Genomic DNA, 12,650 nt, shown 5'->3' with positions numbered 1-12,650 from the left:
AATCATTAGTAAGAAAAAATGTTACATACCCCCCTACGCTACCCAGGAGGCAAAGCTAAATTTGCCCCAGTAATTAAACAGATTATTGAAAAAAATAATCTTCATGGACACTATGTAGAACCCTACGCTGGTGGGGCGGGTGTTGCCTTGGATTTACTCTTTAGTGGCTATTGTACCGATATTCACATCAATGATTTAGACTTAGCCATCTACTATTTCTGGAAGTCTATTACCGAGCAAACCGAAGATTTTATCCGCTTGGCCAATGATACCAAAGTAACCATTGAAGAGTGGCACAAACAAAAAAACATACTCAAAGAGAAAGAAAATATCTCTCCTTTAGAGTATGGTTTTGCAGCATTCTTTCTTAATCGCACCAACCGCTCGGGTATTTTGAAAGCAGGTGTTATTGGTGGACTAAATCAAACTGGCAATTACAAACTAGATTGCCGTTTTAATAAAGCGGATTTAATTCCGCGAATAGAAAGAATTGGTAGTATGGCCAACAAAATTCACGTTACAAACTTTGATACTGAGGAATGGCTTTCTACGCTTGATGATAACATTCCTGCTAACTCACTAATTTATCTAGATCCACCATACTATGAAAAAGGGCAAGGGCTTTATCGTAACTATTACCAACATAAGGACCACGTTGCTATTCAAGAAAAGTTGGACAAGGTAAAAATGCATTGGGTTGTCTCTTATGATAATCACCCAAACATTAGAGAAATTTACCAGCAATACCGCCAAAGTGAATACGCGCTGAATTACTCAGCTAATAAAAAGATGAAAGCGACTGAAATTGTTATTTACAGTGATAATCTTATCTTATGACCGCCCTAGTGGCGGTTTTTTATTAACATTTAAACTCCGCAATCAACTCCTCTAGCACAATCCTCTCCTGCTCATTAGCGCGTACAATCCTCAACTCTTCATCTACGCGCGACACTATCTCATTAATCCCCAAGCTATTAATCCCTTCACAATTCAGCGAGATTAGCCATTTTTTAAACTCTTTTTTCATAATTCGCCCTCCTTATCGGCAGGGTCATAATAAACCAACCGTAATTTAAACCAATTATCGCCACCAAAACTTGCGATCTGCATCGCAAAAATCACAAAAATACACTTCAAAATACAAACTTTACTTTATGACTGGTTAAAAAATAAGCGATCAAATGCATTTCTTGAAAATTTATTTCTTTAAAAATCAATCAAATATAAGAATATTTATATTTTTATATAAAATCCTATAAGAAATCACTTTACAATGTATAAGATATCTTATATCATACACCCATCAAAACGAGATACACATAAACAAAGATCTCGCCGCTCTTTAAAAATCAGATTACAAGAAGTTTACTCATAACGGCATTATGCGGTCGTGTAGATTAAAAGCCCTACCCTACATAATGAGAGTAAACGGAATACCCACTGAAAGATGAGACCAGTGAAAAACTGACAGTTACAGAAAGTCTAGTCGCAGTGGGGAAATATCTCAAAGCACATTTGAAGTACAGAGACACAACGGCACGTGAAACCGTTGCGAATGATAGAGAGAAGTGTGCTTTGAAATGGCAAACATAAAACAAATGAGGTTAGCCGAGCATGAGTGCTTAAAACTTATGCAACCTATAAAATTGGTTCCTTAGGTTTGCCCTCCGTAAAACGAGGGCTTTTTTATCCCGAAAAATTACCTTACAATCAAAGTATTTTTTAATATATAAAGGGAATGCTATGAAAACCGTTAAAGCAAGACTGACTGAGTTGAAAAACTTAATTAATACAAAAATCAACAAAGACTATGAGTGGATGGGAGAAATAAAATCACCCGAAATTATCAAAGAAATAGAGCAACTTTACCCCCTAATAGAGAAAATAGAAAAATCGGGAAAAACCCTTGAAATTTCCTATGCAAAATATATTTCTCTTCAATTAATTAAAAAAATAATTCGCATCCTTAATAAAAAAAGAACGAGTAATAAATGGGATGAATATGATGTAAATTCATTTATTTTATCTCTAATCAAACTAAGAATGACAATCAAGGAATTATATTTAATTGAAGTTAAAGGTGAATTAAGAACAGAAGAAGAACTCAATGCTATTGCTGCTGATATATCCAAAGCAAAATTGAATTTAGAAGAACATATCTAACTTGAAGAACAGTTAGTAGAGAATAAAAAGGAGTTTGAAAATTTAAAAAACTCTCTGATTACACTAAAAAAATCTTATAACGATGCACAAGAACAAATAACTGAAATTTCCCAGTGGCACGAACAGTCAGACACATTAAGTAACAATATTTCGACCTATGCAAGCACCGCACAAAATAATCTTACTAAAATCACGACATTAGCAACCACGGCGGAAACCAATAAACCCAAAATCGAAAAATATCATGAAGATATTGAAGGTATGATTAAATTATTCAATAAACAAAAAGAGGAGATTGAAATGATTATTGAAGACGCCAACCGAGCAAGCATGGCAGGTTCGTTTAAAACTCAATCTGAAAATATCGATAGTAAAATGAAAGCTGTAGATAAAATTTTGCTTGGCTCACTTGTTGCAACATCTGTTATTTCATTTATCAATTATTCAACAAGCCTGAGTGCAACAGACAGTCTTAATATTTTACAATTTCTTGCTAAGTCTATTGTGACAATCCCGTTACTTGTCATCGCCTGGTTAAAGGCTAAAGAACGGGCTTATCTCTTTAGATTAAGGGAGGATTATAACTACAAATATTCCTCAGCAATGGCATTTGAAGGTTATAAGAAACAAGTACAAGAACAAGACCCTAAATTACATCAGCAACTTCTGCAAATTGCCGTGGATAATTTGGGGATAAATCCAACCAAAGTCTTTGACAAAGATTTAAAAAGCACACCACTTGAAACGATTATCGATGGCGTAGGAAAACGCCTGGATAAAGCTGTTGATGGTATTAAAGGAGAGGTGAATGACATTCCAAAGAAAACAAAAGAATTAATTGATGATGAATAACCTACTCCCTCAAATTCTCAGCGCTTTTTATTTGACACCGCTTATACTTCGGATTAAGATGTTCTCGCTTTCAAGCTGTCATTTGACAGCTTTTTTTATACCTAAAGGAGCAGAAAATGAAAGTCAGTAAAGAACATCAAGAATGGATTAAACAATACGCCAAAAGCCATAACCTTACCGAAGAAGCCGCGTTGAATAAATTGATTGGTGATGTGCGCGAAACGCAAGAATCTGAACGAGTGAGCTTGCAACAGCAGATTATCGAAAGATTGCCGAATTTAAATCTTGAACAAATGCGTGAAATTCGTCAGCGTGTTGAGCAGTTTTATCCGACGTTATTTCACGTTTTGTCAGAAGCAATTAAAAAATAATTTCGCTTTACAAGCCCAAATTCTTATACTACTATTCGGCTCAAGGTGTCGAAACCTAAAACTCAAGGCGGATAGTTCAATTGATCGCCAAAAGGCGATTTTTTTATATCCGTAATCCTGACTATGTCGGGAGGGCGACTAATACAATACCTTCGGGAAATAAGTCCAGCCCTTTCCTTGAGCGGGTTTTCGAACCTCCCGACGCCACTGTCGAAAGTGGCTTGTTTTAAACAAATACTCAAGGATTACAATATGTCAAATCTTACAATTTTCAATTTTGAAAACACACCTATTCAAACCATCGTAGAAAACAACGAAATCTTTTTTAGAGCAGCTCAGCTTGCAGAATTGTTACAATATAAAAATCCACATAAAGCGATCAAAGATCACGTAGATTTTGACGACCTAACGAAACGTGAGATCGTGAATACTGTAAACAAACGCGCTCAAGTTCTCTTCGTGAATGAAAGTGGAATGTATTCATTAGTCTTGAGTTCAAAATTAGAGCAAGCTAAAAAAGTAAAACGTTGGGTAACTTCAGAAGTTTTACCGACAATCAGAAAGACAGGAAAATATCAACTTCAACCACAGCAATTAGCCTTGCCAGAACCTGAGAAATTCACCTTTGAATTTACCGAATATGAATTACAACAGCTTGCTTGGTTGTGGTTCGCTTTCAAACGTGGCATCGGCACATTCCAACATATTGAGAGAGCCTTTAACGTTCTAGGCTCGAACATGAGTGGGCAAATCTACGGACAGGCTTACGAATATTTAAGCGTGTTACGTTCTACCAATCAAATCTTAAACCGCATCACAAGCGATTTTAACATAGACCCAATGACAAACTGGCGTGTATTAAAACACTTGCGAGGCTTTAATCCAAAAGCAGTCAAAATCGACTTCTAAAAACAACGGAAAATCCGACCGCACTTTACTGTGTGGCGGATTTTCACACCCTAAACTCACCAAATTGACTAAAAAGGAAACAAAAATGGAAAAATTTACTGATGTATTCGCTGAAACCATCCCATTTCTTTGTAAAACAGTTATCGCCTTTGCCCTCGCTTTTTTAATTGGCGGTATTGCATACTGTTTTGCCGATGAACCTACCGACTGGCACGACAACACACTAAGCCAACAAATCCAACAAGAGGCACGAGCGAAAGCTAAAGCGCAATGGCGTGAAGAAAACGGCATCTATCAAGCGAATTTAACGCCACAGGTAAATGCTGATATGTATCGTTATGTCGAGCAAAAACAAGCCGAAATTAACCGCACTTGGAGTAAATAATGAAACTGACTTACAAAACCTACGCAGAATCGGCAGTAAAAGCAGAAAAGAAAGGTTATTACCTTGAGGCAGCCAAGAATTGGGCTGATGCTAAACGCCATACCGCAGTGCAAAAGAATATCGAGTATTGCCAACACCGTATTGATTTCTGCGAAAGACATCACTTCCGATTGAAATCAATGGGGAAATATATGAAAAGACACCTGCCTCCAGAAATGTGTGACAGCCCAGACGACTATTACAGTCAATTTGAGCAAAAAACCGAAGAAGATTATGAACCAGAAGAAGATTGGCGTGAACCTGAAGATGCTGATTGTGAATATTGGCAATCCAATTGTTATGGGAGAGGTTAAAAATGGAAGAAACACCGCGTGAACGCCTAGAAAGCAAGGCGGAATTGCTAAATGCTATTCGAAATTGGTTATGGCAAGAACGAATTACGCCAGAAGAATTACAAGCTGAAATTGAATATATCCAGCACAATCCACTACCATTTTAAGGAATTATCATGAAACTTTACGAAATCACCGAACAACTCGAAAACATTAAAGAATTACTCGAAAATCCTGAATTTGCAGACAATGCGGATATTGCCAAAGCATTAGATGCGGTGCAGCAAGATTTTGACAAAAAAGCGGAAAATGTCGTCTATGTCATTAAAAATACAGAAGGCGACATTGAAGTAATTGATGCTGAAATTAAACGCTTGCAAGCAATGAAAAAGCAGCGCCAAAACGGTATTGAGCAGATTAAAAACTATCTCAAACACAATATGGAAGCAACAGGCACAGTAAAAATTAACTGTCCCTTGTTTACCATTTCTTACTGTGAAAGTAAGCAAAGTGCGGTGCAATTAGACGAAGATTTATTTCTCGCCAACAACTGCGATGAAACCCTTGTTAATGTAAAAATCACAGCAAATAAAACCGAAATTAAAGCACGATTAAAAGCAGGGGAAGAAATTCCTGGTGCAAAATTGGTTGATAGTCAAGTTCTGACAATTAGATAAGGAAAGAGAAATGGAACTGCAAAGTGCAAATTTAAGTGAGCTTATGCCTGAACTTATTCAAGCGATTAGCCAGCTTGGCAATCTAAGCAAAGATAAACAAGGTTATGGTTATAAATACGCAGAACTAAGCAAAGTGCTTGATACCTGTCGCCCAATTCTCGCGGAACATAATTTAGTTATCACGCAACTTGTTACTGTCCTAAATGACGAGCCAACACTAGTGACAACGCTATTTCATAAAAGCGGGCAGTTTTTACGGAGTTGTTATCCATTGGTTAAGGCTGGAGTTAAGCAAGCTAACGATGCTCAGCAAGTTGGTGCAGCCATTACCTATGCACGTCGTTACGCTTTAACTGCAATGTTATTTATGGCGCAAGAAGATGATGATGCGGCAAGCGTGGGAAAGCGTGAGCAGTCATCGTCCCCAAAGTCCGAGCGGCCAAACAACTCCAACAAATCGACCCCGCAGGCTATGAGCTCTACTCAAGCTAATGTAACTAGCAAATCGATTATAGAGCAACTTAAGGATAGACTGAAAGGAAAAACCAAAGAGGAGTGCGGTAAAATTTACGATAAGTCTATCGTTTGGTTAAAGGAAAAACACCCCGATCTCGTTGATGAATACAATCTAATGTATAACGATTATTTACTTAATTTAATGTAAGGAAAAACTATGGCTCGTAATACCAACACTGTCATATTAATCGGTCATTTAGGTGGCGATCCAGAAATCCGCCAATTCCAAAATGGCGGGCAAATTGCCACATTTAATCTTGCTATCGGTGATGATTACCGAGATAAACAAGGTAATACAGTTAAACGTACCCATTGGATACCCATTGTGGTGCACGGCAACTCTGCTGATGTAGCAAGACAATATCTGCAAAAAGGCTCAAAAATCTGTGTAACAGGAAAACTGGCACAGGAAAGCTGGCAAGACCAAAACGGCAATAACCGCACCGCACTTAAAGTAGCAACACAATCGTTTGAAATGCTAGACAGTAAAGCAAGAAATGAGATGCAACAGCCAACCAAAGGTAAAGAAAAAATCGATCCATTGAGCGCCATGGCTGAACAAGATGATAGCTTTGACGACAATATTCCATTCTGAATTACATCACTAGCCACTAACAAATAGTGGCTTTTTTATTATCCAAATTAATGAGGTTAAAAATGAAAGAACAACAAAAGAAATACGAGCTAACCGATGAATTTGTTGTGCATTGGAGTGGTAAAAAGCTATACCGAATTAGAGCTCTAGTTTCGTTTGGCGTAGTAGTGGCGGGACAACTTGGTGGGTTTGTTGAGTCAGAAAAAAATTTAGATCAGTCATTATCAGGTAACGCTTGGGTGTCCGGTAACGCTTGGGTGTACGGTGACGCTCGGGTGTCCGGTAACGCTTGGGTGTCCGGTAACGCTTGGGTGTACGGTGACGCTTGGGTGTACGGTGACGCTCGGTGTACGGTGACGCTCGGGTGTACGGTGACGCTTGGGTGTCCGGTGACGCTCGGGTGTACGGTGACGCTTGGGTGTCCGGTAACGCTTGGGTGTACGGTGACGCTCGGGTGTACGGTGACGCTTGGGTGTCCGGTGACGCTCGGGTGTACGGTGACGCTTGGGTGTCCGGTAACGCTCGGGTGTACGGTGACGCTCGGGTGTACGGTGACGCTTGGGTGTCCGGTGACGCTCGGGTGTACGGTGACGCTTGGGTGTCCGGTAACGCTCGGGTTAGATCTTATGCGGTAATTTCCGAGCGTAAAATGATTTTTGGGGCAACTAATGTCGGTTCGGAAAACGGCACACTAACCGTGTTTAACGGCAAAGACGGACTAATTGTAACGCGTGGCTGTTTTACTGGTACGGTTGATGAGTTTTTAGCAAAATCAGCCAAGGTTCATGATGATAAAACAAAAAATGAATACAAATTGCTAATTGAAGTGGCGAAAAGTCGAATCTTAGGTGTTAAAGATGAATGAAATTAATATCAATATCCCCTACTCAAGATTTTCCGATATTTTTGGGTGTTATTTTTATGTGCGTATGAATAGTGGTGACCCGTCGTCTGTTACTCTGGCGTTAGATGACGCTAAATACAGTTGGCTTATGTTTGGTTCTGAGTTGCGAAATGACATTATCCGGACAGCGGAATCGGCAAACTATCCTGCGGTAGTTAATAACTACGTAAATAATTTTGTTGAGTGGGCCAAAAGTCAATTTAATGCACCGCAAGACTACAACACGGCACGTCCGCTTGTTGATGTGTTGCCTGTGGTTGATTTAAAACTGTACGGGGATAAAAAATGCTGACATACGGATCGGTTTGTTCGGGTATTGAGGCTGTCAGTGTTGCGTGGTCGGGTATGATGTCGCCAGTCTGGTTTTCGGAGATTGAGCCGTTTCCGTGCTCGGTACTTGCTCATCATTATCCTGATGTGCCAAATCATGGGGACATGACCATGCTACCGTTAAAAATCATAAACAGAGAAATCCCTGCGCCGGATGTGCTTGTTGGCGGAACTCCTTGCCAAGCATTTTCGGTCGCTGGCTTGCGCAACTCACTTGATGATGAGCGCGGAAATCTTACTCTAACCCTCATACATATTTTGGAAGCTATTGATTATGTTAGATTTATTGACAGAAAACAACCGTGCGTCTTGTTATGGGAAAACGTTCCGGGTTTGCTATCCACCAAGGACAACGCATTCGGACACTTTCTGGCTGGATTGGCTCAAGAACGTGAGCCATTACAACCGGCAGGGGCAAGATGGGCAAACTCTGGTTATGTGCATTCAGCCCGCACTATCGCGTGGCGAATCCTCGATGCTCAATACTTCGGAGTTGCCCAACGACGCCGTCGGGTGTTTGTTGTGGCAAGTGCTAGACCGCGAAGTATCGCCCAGATATTACTTGAGCAAAAATGCGATTGCGTATCTTGCGAAACGCGAAGTGAGGCGATTGCCCCTACTCTTACAGCTAAAAGCGGACGGAGATTTAACGATAGCGAGGTCATTGTCGGCGAAAAAAACGGCTTACGATGGCTTACTCCGAGCGAGTGCGAAAAGTTAATGGGGTTTCCGCCAGGTTATACGCAAATAGCGTATCGAAATAAACCAGCCGAAGATTGCCCGGATAGCCCGCGCTATAAAGCTATCGGCAATAGTATGGCTGTACCGGTTATTAAGTGGATCGGGGAAAGGATGATTAATTATTTAAACAAATAAATCCAATAGGCGCTCACTTGGAACGCCTTTTGTTTTAGGAGGGAAAATGAAAGCATTTATAGAATGGCTATTCTATTTATTGGCTGGCGCTTTCGTCATTGCGATGGCTGGAGCTTGGATAGGTTTATTCTTTGGCGTTGCGTGGAAAGCGTTTTGTTGGGTGATTGGATAAGATATTGAAAATAATTGATTTACATTGACATACCGCTTAATTTCGGATTATGATAACCGTACTACAAACGAAAGACGGTTATCCGCCCGTCCAAAAGCGGTTTTTTTGTACCTGAAATTTAGGTATCGATCGTTTATGGTCGGGTCGAGAGAGCTAAATAAAACACCGAAAGGGAATAAGCTCCGCCATCTTTCGTTGGTAGTTGAAGCCCGTCCGCCCACTAAGCGAACGACTAACTAAACTAAAACGAAAGGTACAAAAAATGTCAAACTTAACAATTCTAAATAGTTCAATTCGTCAATTAGACAATCTTTATTCACTAACAGATTTGCATAGAGCAAGTGGCGGTGAGCAAAAGCATAAGCCAGTCTTATTTTTATCAAACCAACAAACTAAAGAATTAATCTCTGAAATAGAGATTGAGAGCAAAGTAGGAATTCCTACTTCGGCAGTAAAGACGGTTCGTGGCGGTAAAAATCCAAGCACTTACGCTTGCGAAGAACTTGTAATAGCCTACAACTAAAATAATTCGTTATAACCGCTCTTATGGCGGTTTTTTATTGGAGTAAAAAAATGAACGCTACACCATTATTTATTTGTAGATTACTAAAACGAAAACCTGTCTCCCCATGGAAAGAGTTGATAGATAGTCTAGAGAACAATCCACAGGATTGGTTTCTAAACCACTTCACCGTGGTTCACAAAAGAAATATGGCAAGTTTTTGGACTGGCAATGGATACGCATTTTTCGAAATGTATCCTGCCGAATTAAAAATTCCAGTTTCTCAAAGATACAGAATTTACAAAGCTGTAAATGAGATACAGGCAGCTAGATTCAAATCAACCAAATAGCGGTTTTTATTGGAGCTTAATAATGGAATTACCTGATAAAACACAAAAAGAAATGTCAGAGGCAATTAAGATTATGGCGGCATCAGCTTTCACAGAGAAAAGTCAGAACTTAATCTCTCTTGATTATGTAGCAGCTCTCGTTGGCTGCCCATATCAGCACACTGCGAACGTTATCGTTAAGCAACCGAGCTTCCCAAAAGGTGTGAGATTAAAAGAGAAATCACACCCGAGATGGATAGCTGGCGAAGTTATTCGCTGGTGTAGAATTAACGCCAAGCGCATCAAATAACCTTTCAAATTTCCCACCATTGGCACAATCCACTTCTATGATATAATGCTCTAAATAAGGATATTTTATTCAATCCGTTTTAGAGCAACTACGCCAAAATTACGCCAAAAGTTAAAAATCTCTTTCGAAATCAATATAGAAAGAAACTGACCCTAGGCACCACAGAATTTATAAGCTCTGAAGTTATTCAGGGCTTTTTTATTAGCTAAAGTAAATCAATATGACAGAACAAAACCAAGATAAAAAACAGACTTATAATTTCAATAAACTGCAAAAACGTCTTCGCCGCAATGTTGGCAATGCAATTGCTGATTTCGGTATGATTGAAGATGGCGATAAAGTAATGGTTTGTCTTTCTGGGGGTAAAGACAGCTATACACTTCTTGATATTTTGTTGAATTTACAACAAAGCGCTCCGATTAAATTTGATATCGTTGCAGTCAATTTAGACCAAAAACAGCCCGGTTTTCCGGAGCATGTTTTACCTGAATATCTGCAAAGTATTGGTGTGGATTATAAAATCGTTGAAGAAAATACTTATGGCATCGTGAAAGAGAAAATCCCAGAAGGCAAAACAACTTGCTCTCTCTGTTCTCGTCTACGCCGTGGTATTTTATACCGTACGGCAACTGAACTTGGCGCAACAAAAATTGCACTTGGACACCATCGTGATGATATGCTGGCTACCCTGTTCCTGAATATGTTCTACGGTGGGAAACTAAAATCGATGCCTCCGAAATTAATTTCTGATGACGGCAAGCAAATCGTGATTCGTCCATTGGCTTATTGTAAAGAAAAAGATATTGAAAAATATGCCGTAGCGAAAGAATTCCCAATTATCCCTTGTAATTTGTGTGGTTCTCAACCAAATTTACAACGTCAAGTGGTGAAAGAAATGTTAAATACTTGGGACCGTCAATATCCAGGTCGCTTAGAAACCATGTTTAGCGCCATGCAAAATATTACGTTGTCACACTTATGTGACCCAAAACTCTTCGATTTCAAAGGTATTAAACATGGTCAATCACTTGATGGCATTGAAGGGGATACCGCATTTGATGAAGAACGCATCGAGCCAATGAAATTTGATGATGAAGATACGTCTGACTACTCCGATAACGAAATGATCAGCTTTAAAGAAGTGAATTAATATGATTACCGTGCAAGAAAAACAAATCGAAACAGACGCCTTTGGCTATTTACTTAATATTGCTGATTGGAATGAGGATGTAGCAAAACGCATCGCTCAGCTAGAAGGTGTAGAACTGACCGATGCTCACTGGGAAGTGATTTATTTTGTGCGTGATTTTTACCAAGAATATAACACCTCTCCTGCGATTCGAATGCTGGTAAAAGCAATGTCAGAAAAATTAGGTGCCGATAAAGGTAATAGCCGCTATTTGCAACGACTCTTCCCTGACGGACCTGCTAAGCAAGCAACGAAACTGGCAGGTCTGCCAAAACCAGCTAAATGCTTATAGAATAACGTAACCGCATGAAAAAGTGCGGTTATTTTTTACTTAAATTCTAGTCAAATAGATTAATTACGGTTATACGTTAAGCAAAGAAAATGCCGAGCAAATCTTGAAAGGTTTATTACCAATTAAGTAGTATTTTTAACTTATATATTTATCTATATAATACCCACTCTTTTTAACTTAAACATAAGGAAATGCTAAATGAAAATTAGTGCAAGAAACCAACTTAAAGGTACTGTAAAATCAATCGAAACTGGTTCTGTGAACGCAATCGTACACATTGATATCGGTAACGGTAACATCATTTCTTCTACCATCTCTATCGATGCAGTAAAAGAATTAGGTTTAGCAGTTGGTAAAGAAGCATATGCGATTATCAAAGCGACCTCTGTAATGGTTGGTGTTGAATAATCTCAACTAAACTGTTCAGAATCTATATAACCGCACTGGATAAAGTGCGGTTATTTTTTTGTCTTTTTTTCTCTAATCTCTTTATTCCCTTCTTAATAAAATGCATTTTATCCTTAACTAAAATGAAACAATCTTTGCTTTATCTTGCCGTTTACTGAGTTTTATTTGATTATTATGTGTAATTTATACATATTATCAATTTTTAGTTAATAATCTGGTTTCGGATTATTCTGTTAAACTTAGGAGAGCAAATGACAAACCAACGTTTTATTACCATTTTAGGCTATGCCGCAACATTTATTTCTGTTTGTATGTATGTGTCTTACTTACAACAAATTGGTCTAAATTTATCGGGTCAAAAAGGTGGTTGGTTACAACCTTTTGCCACGATGATCAACTGTAGTTTATGGGTGGCTTATGGTTTGTTAAAAGAAAAACGTATTTGCCTATTTCATTAGCTAATACACCAAGTGTGATTCTAGGCTTGATTACTTTCGTCACTGCCTTATAACACTATAAAACCTCATACAAAAAAGAC

At 38.9% G+C, this 12,650-nt stretch carries 23 protein-coding genes and 2 pseudogenes; 24 read left to right on the top strand and 1 reads right to left on the bottom strand.

The window, feature by feature from the left end; translation table 11 throughout:
* Positions 1-18 precede the first annotated feature (18 nt).
* Positions 19-837, top strand: coding sequence for a DNA adenine methylase (locus DX522_RS11010; protein WP_115180825.1), 819 nt, complete (start codon positions 19-21; stop codon positions 835-837).
* A gap of 22 nt (positions 838-859) precedes the next feature.
* Here DX522_RS11010 and DX522_RS11820 read toward each other — a convergent pair whose 3' ends face one another.
* Entirely contained in the window at positions 860-1,027 is a 168-nt protein-coding gene (locus DX522_RS11820; protein WP_165819731.1) for a hypothetical protein, read from the bottom strand.
* A 716-nt stretch (positions 1,028-1,743) separates the two neighbouring features.
* Here DX522_RS11820 and DX522_RS11815 point away from each other — a divergent pair.
* From DX522_RS11815 to DX522_RS10920, 23 genes and pseudogenes are all read left to right on the top strand, one after another.
* Positions 1,744-2,163 (top strand): hypothetical protein, encoded by a 420-nt coding sequence (locus DX522_RS11815; RefSeq protein WP_262054226.1) that lies wholly within the window; start codon positions 1,744-1,746, stop codon positions 2,161-2,163.
* A 300-nt stretch (positions 2,164-2,463) separates the two neighbouring features.
* Positions 2,464-3,015: a hypothetical protein gene (locus tag DX522_RS11810; RefSeq protein ID WP_262054225.1), complete on the top strand. Its 552-nt coding sequence runs from the start codon at positions 2,464-2,466 to the stop codon at positions 3,013-3,015.
* 116 nt (positions 3,016-3,131) lie between these two features.
* Positions 3,132-3,386, top strand: a complete 255-nt coding sequence (locus DX522_RS11000; RefSeq protein WP_061723155.1) for a hypothetical protein — start codon at positions 3,132-3,134, stop codon at positions 3,384-3,386.
* A 252-nt stretch (positions 3,387-3,638) separates the two neighbouring features.
* Complete coding sequence (locus DX522_RS10995) at positions 3,639-4,295, top strand: P22AR C-terminal domain-containing protein (RefSeq protein WP_115180824.1); 657 nt, start codon at positions 3,639-3,641, stop codon at positions 4,293-4,295.
* Positions 4,296-4,380: 85 nt separating this feature from the next.
* Positions 4,381-4,680, top strand: coding sequence for a hypothetical protein (locus tag DX522_RS10990; protein ID WP_115180823.1), 300 nt, complete (start codon positions 4,381-4,383; stop codon positions 4,678-4,680).
* Complete coding sequence (locus tag DX522_RS10985; RefSeq protein WP_115180822.1) at positions 4,680-5,033, top strand: ANR family transcriptional regulator; 354 nt, start codon at positions 4,680-4,682, stop codon at positions 5,031-5,033. Before DX522_RS10990 ends, DX522_RS10985 begins: the two co-directional genes overlap by 1 nt.
* A 2-nt stretch (positions 5,034-5,035) precedes the next feature.
* A complete protein-coding gene (locus DX522_RS11805; RefSeq protein ID WP_154685869.1) occupies positions 5,036-5,179 on the top strand; it encodes a hypothetical protein in 144 nt (47 codons plus the stop codon).
* Between the two features lie 9 nt (positions 5,180-5,188).
* Positions 5,189-5,689 carry a siphovirus Gp157 family protein gene (locus DX522_RS10980; RefSeq protein WP_115180821.1) on the top strand — a complete coding sequence of 167 codons (501 nt, stop codon included), beginning with the start codon at positions 5,189-5,191 and terminating at the stop codon, positions 5,687-5,689.
* Positions 5,690-5,699: 10 nt separating this feature from the next.
* Entirely contained in the window at positions 5,700-6,353 is a 654-nt protein-coding gene (locus DX522_RS10975; protein WP_115180820.1) for an ERF family protein, read from the top strand.
* Positions 6,354-6,362: 9 nt separating this feature from the next.
* Positions 6,363-6,800, top strand: coding sequence for a single-stranded DNA-binding protein (locus tag DX522_RS10970; protein WP_115180819.1), 438 nt, complete (start codon positions 6,363-6,365; stop codon positions 6,798-6,800).
* A 50-nt stretch (positions 6,801-6,850) separates the two neighbouring features.
* Positions 6,851-7,099, top strand: a pseudogene (locus DX522_RS12095) (hypothetical protein); the annotation flags it as partial.
* A gap of 47 nt (positions 7,100-7,146) precedes the next feature.
* Positions 7,147-7,389: pseudogene (locus DX522_RS12090) on the top strand (hypothetical protein); the annotation flags it as partial.
* Positions 7,390-7,449: 60 nt separating this feature from the next.
* Positions 7,450-7,665 carry a hypothetical protein gene (locus DX522_RS11795; RefSeq protein ID WP_262054308.1) on the top strand — a complete coding sequence of 72 codons (216 nt, stop codon included), beginning with the start codon at positions 7,450-7,452 and terminating at the stop codon, positions 7,663-7,665.
* The gene (locus DX522_RS10960; RefSeq protein ID WP_115180818.1) at positions 7,658-7,996 is read left to right on the top strand and encodes a hypothetical protein; all 339 of its coding nucleotides are present in this window, start codon (positions 7,658-7,660) and stop codon (positions 7,994-7,996) included. The genes DX522_RS11795 and DX522_RS10960 overlap by 8 nt, the downstream gene beginning before the upstream one ends.
* Positions 7,990-8,910 carry a DNA cytosine methyltransferase gene (locus DX522_RS10955; protein ID WP_115180817.1) on the top strand — a complete coding sequence of 307 codons (921 nt, stop codon included), beginning with the start codon at positions 7,990-7,992 and terminating at the stop codon, positions 8,908-8,910. Before DX522_RS10960 ends, DX522_RS10955 begins: the two co-directional genes overlap by 7 nt.
* 46 nt (positions 8,911-8,956) lie before the next feature.
* Complete coding sequence (locus DX522_RS11790) at positions 8,957-9,082, top strand: hypothetical protein (protein WP_262054224.1); 126 nt, start codon at positions 8,957-8,959, stop codon at positions 9,080-9,082.
* A 262-nt stretch (positions 9,083-9,344) separates the two neighbouring features.
* Complete coding sequence (locus DX522_RS10950) at positions 9,345-9,605, top strand: KilA-N domain-containing protein (RefSeq protein ID WP_262054223.1); 261 nt, start codon at positions 9,345-9,347, stop codon at positions 9,603-9,605.
* Positions 9,606-9,655: 50 nt separating this feature from the next.
* Entirely contained in the window at positions 9,656-9,934 is a 279-nt protein-coding gene (locus DX522_RS10945; protein ID WP_115180816.1) for a hypothetical protein, read from the top strand.
* A gap of 22 nt (positions 9,935-9,956) precedes the next feature.
* Positions 9,957-10,223, top strand: a complete 267-nt coding sequence (locus DX522_RS10940) for a hypothetical protein (RefSeq protein WP_262054222.1) — start codon at positions 9,957-9,959, stop codon at positions 10,221-10,223.
* 220 nt (positions 10,224-10,443) lie between these two features.
* Entirely contained in the window at positions 10,444-11,373 is a 930-nt protein-coding gene (gene ttcA, locus DX522_RS10935) for a tRNA 2-thiocytidine(32) synthetase TtcA (RefSeq protein WP_070592095.1), read from the top strand.
* 1 nt (position 11,374) lies between these two features.
* Complete coding sequence (locus DX522_RS10930; protein ID WP_115180815.1) at positions 11,375-11,704, top strand: TusE/DsrC/DsvC family sulfur relay protein; 330 nt, start codon at positions 11,375-11,377, stop codon at positions 11,702-11,704.
* A gap of 198 nt (positions 11,705-11,902) precedes the next feature.
* Positions 11,903-12,112 carry a molybdopterin-binding protein gene (locus DX522_RS10925; protein WP_005696093.1) on the top strand — a complete coding sequence of 70 codons (210 nt, stop codon included), beginning with the start codon at positions 11,903-11,905 and terminating at the stop codon, positions 12,110-12,112.
* A gap of 251 nt (positions 12,113-12,363) precedes the next feature.
* A complete protein-coding gene (locus DX522_RS10920) occupies positions 12,364-12,570 on the top strand; it encodes a hypothetical protein (RefSeq protein WP_262054221.1) in 207 nt (68 codons plus the stop codon).
* The last annotated feature ends 80 nt before the right edge of the window (positions 12,571-12,650 follow it).

The sequence above is a fragment of the Haemophilus parainfluenzae genome (assembly GCF_900450995.1).
In the GTDB taxonomy this organism is placed as follows: domain Bacteria; phylum Pseudomonadota; class Gammaproteobacteria; order Enterobacterales; family Pasteurellaceae; genus Haemophilus_D; species Haemophilus_D parainfluenzae_O.
This window is presented reverse-complemented; position numbering and strand designations above follow the sequence as displayed.

Bases quoted from the DNA above. Each gene is read 5' to 3' on its own strand.
- DX522_RS10950 (WP_262054223.1), top strand. From the start codon at position 9,345: ATGTCAAACTTAACAATTCTAAATAGTTCAATTCGTCAATTAGACAAT.
- DX522_RS11790 (WP_262054224.1), top strand. From the start codon at position 8,957: ATGAAAGCATTTATAGAATGGCTATTCTATTTATTGGCTGGCGCTTTC.
- DX522_RS11810 (WP_262054225.1), top strand. From the start codon at position 2,464: ATGATTATTGAAGACGCCAACCGAGCAAGCATGGCAGGTTCGTTTAAA.
- DX522_RS10930 (WP_115180815.1), top strand. From the start codon at position 11,375: ATGATTACCGTGCAAGAAAAACAAATCGAAACAGACGCCTTTGGCTAT.
- DX522_RS10990 (WP_115180823.1), top strand. From the start codon at position 4,381: ATGGAAAAATTTACTGATGTATTCGCTGAAACCATCCCATTTCTTTGT.
- DX522_RS11795 (WP_262054308.1), top strand. From the start codon at position 7,450: ATGATTTTTGGGGCAACTAATGTCGGTTCGGAAAACGGCACACTAACC.
- DX522_RS10925 (WP_005696093.1), top strand. From the start codon at position 11,903: ATGAAAATTAGTGCAAGAAACCAACTTAAAGGTACTGTAAAATCAATC.
- DX522_RS10995 (WP_115180824.1), top strand. From the start codon at position 3,639: ATGTCAAATCTTACAATTTTCAATTTTGAAAACACACCTATTCAAACC.
- ttcA (WP_070592095.1), top strand. From the start codon at position 10,444: ATGACAGAACAAAACCAAGATAAAAAACAGACTTATAATTTCAATAAA.
- DX522_RS11000 (WP_061723155.1), top strand. From the start codon at position 3,132: ATGAAAGTCAGTAAAGAACATCAAGAATGGATTAAACAATACGCCAAA.
- DX522_RS10940 (WP_262054222.1), top strand. From the start codon at position 9,957: ATGGAATTACCTGATAAAACACAAAAAGAAATGTCAGAGGCAATTAAG.
- DX522_RS10955 (WP_115180817.1), top strand. From the start codon at position 7,990: ATGCTGACATACGGATCGGTTTGTTCGGGTATTGAGGCTGTCAGTGTT.
- DX522_RS10920 (WP_262054221.1), top strand. From the start codon at position 12,364: ATGACAAACCAACGTTTTATTACCATTTTAGGCTATGCCGCAACATTT.
- DX522_RS11010 (WP_115180825.1), top strand. From the start codon at position 19: ATGTTACATACCCCCCTACGCTACCCAGGAGGCAAAGCTAAATTTGCC.
- DX522_RS10980 (WP_115180821.1), top strand. From the start codon at position 5,189: ATGAAACTTTACGAAATCACCGAACAACTCGAAAACATTAAAGAATTA.
- DX522_RS11820 (WP_165819731.1), bottom strand. From the start codon at position 1,027: ATGAAAAAAGAGTTTAAAAAATGGCTAATCTCGCTGAATTGTGAAGGG.
- DX522_RS11815 (WP_262054226.1), top strand. From the start codon at position 1,744: ATGAAAACCGTTAAAGCAAGACTGACTGAGTTGAAAAACTTAATTAAT.
- DX522_RS10970 (WP_115180819.1), top strand. From the start codon at position 6,363: ATGGCTCGTAATACCAACACTGTCATATTAATCGGTCATTTAGGTGGC.
- DX522_RS10945 (WP_115180816.1), top strand. From the start codon at position 9,656: ATGAACGCTACACCATTATTTATTTGTAGATTACTAAAACGAAAACCT.
- DX522_RS10975 (WP_115180820.1), top strand. From the start codon at position 5,700: ATGGAACTGCAAAGTGCAAATTTAAGTGAGCTTATGCCTGAACTTATT.
- DX522_RS10985 (WP_115180822.1), top strand. From the start codon at position 4,680: ATGAAACTGACTTACAAAACCTACGCAGAATCGGCAGTAAAAGCAGAA.
- DX522_RS11805 (WP_154685869.1), top strand. From the start codon at position 5,036: ATGGAAGAAACACCGCGTGAACGCCTAGAAAGCAAGGCGGAATTGCTA.
- DX522_RS10960 (WP_115180818.1), top strand. From the start codon at position 7,658: ATGAATGAAATTAATATCAATATCCCCTACTCAAGATTTTCCGATATT.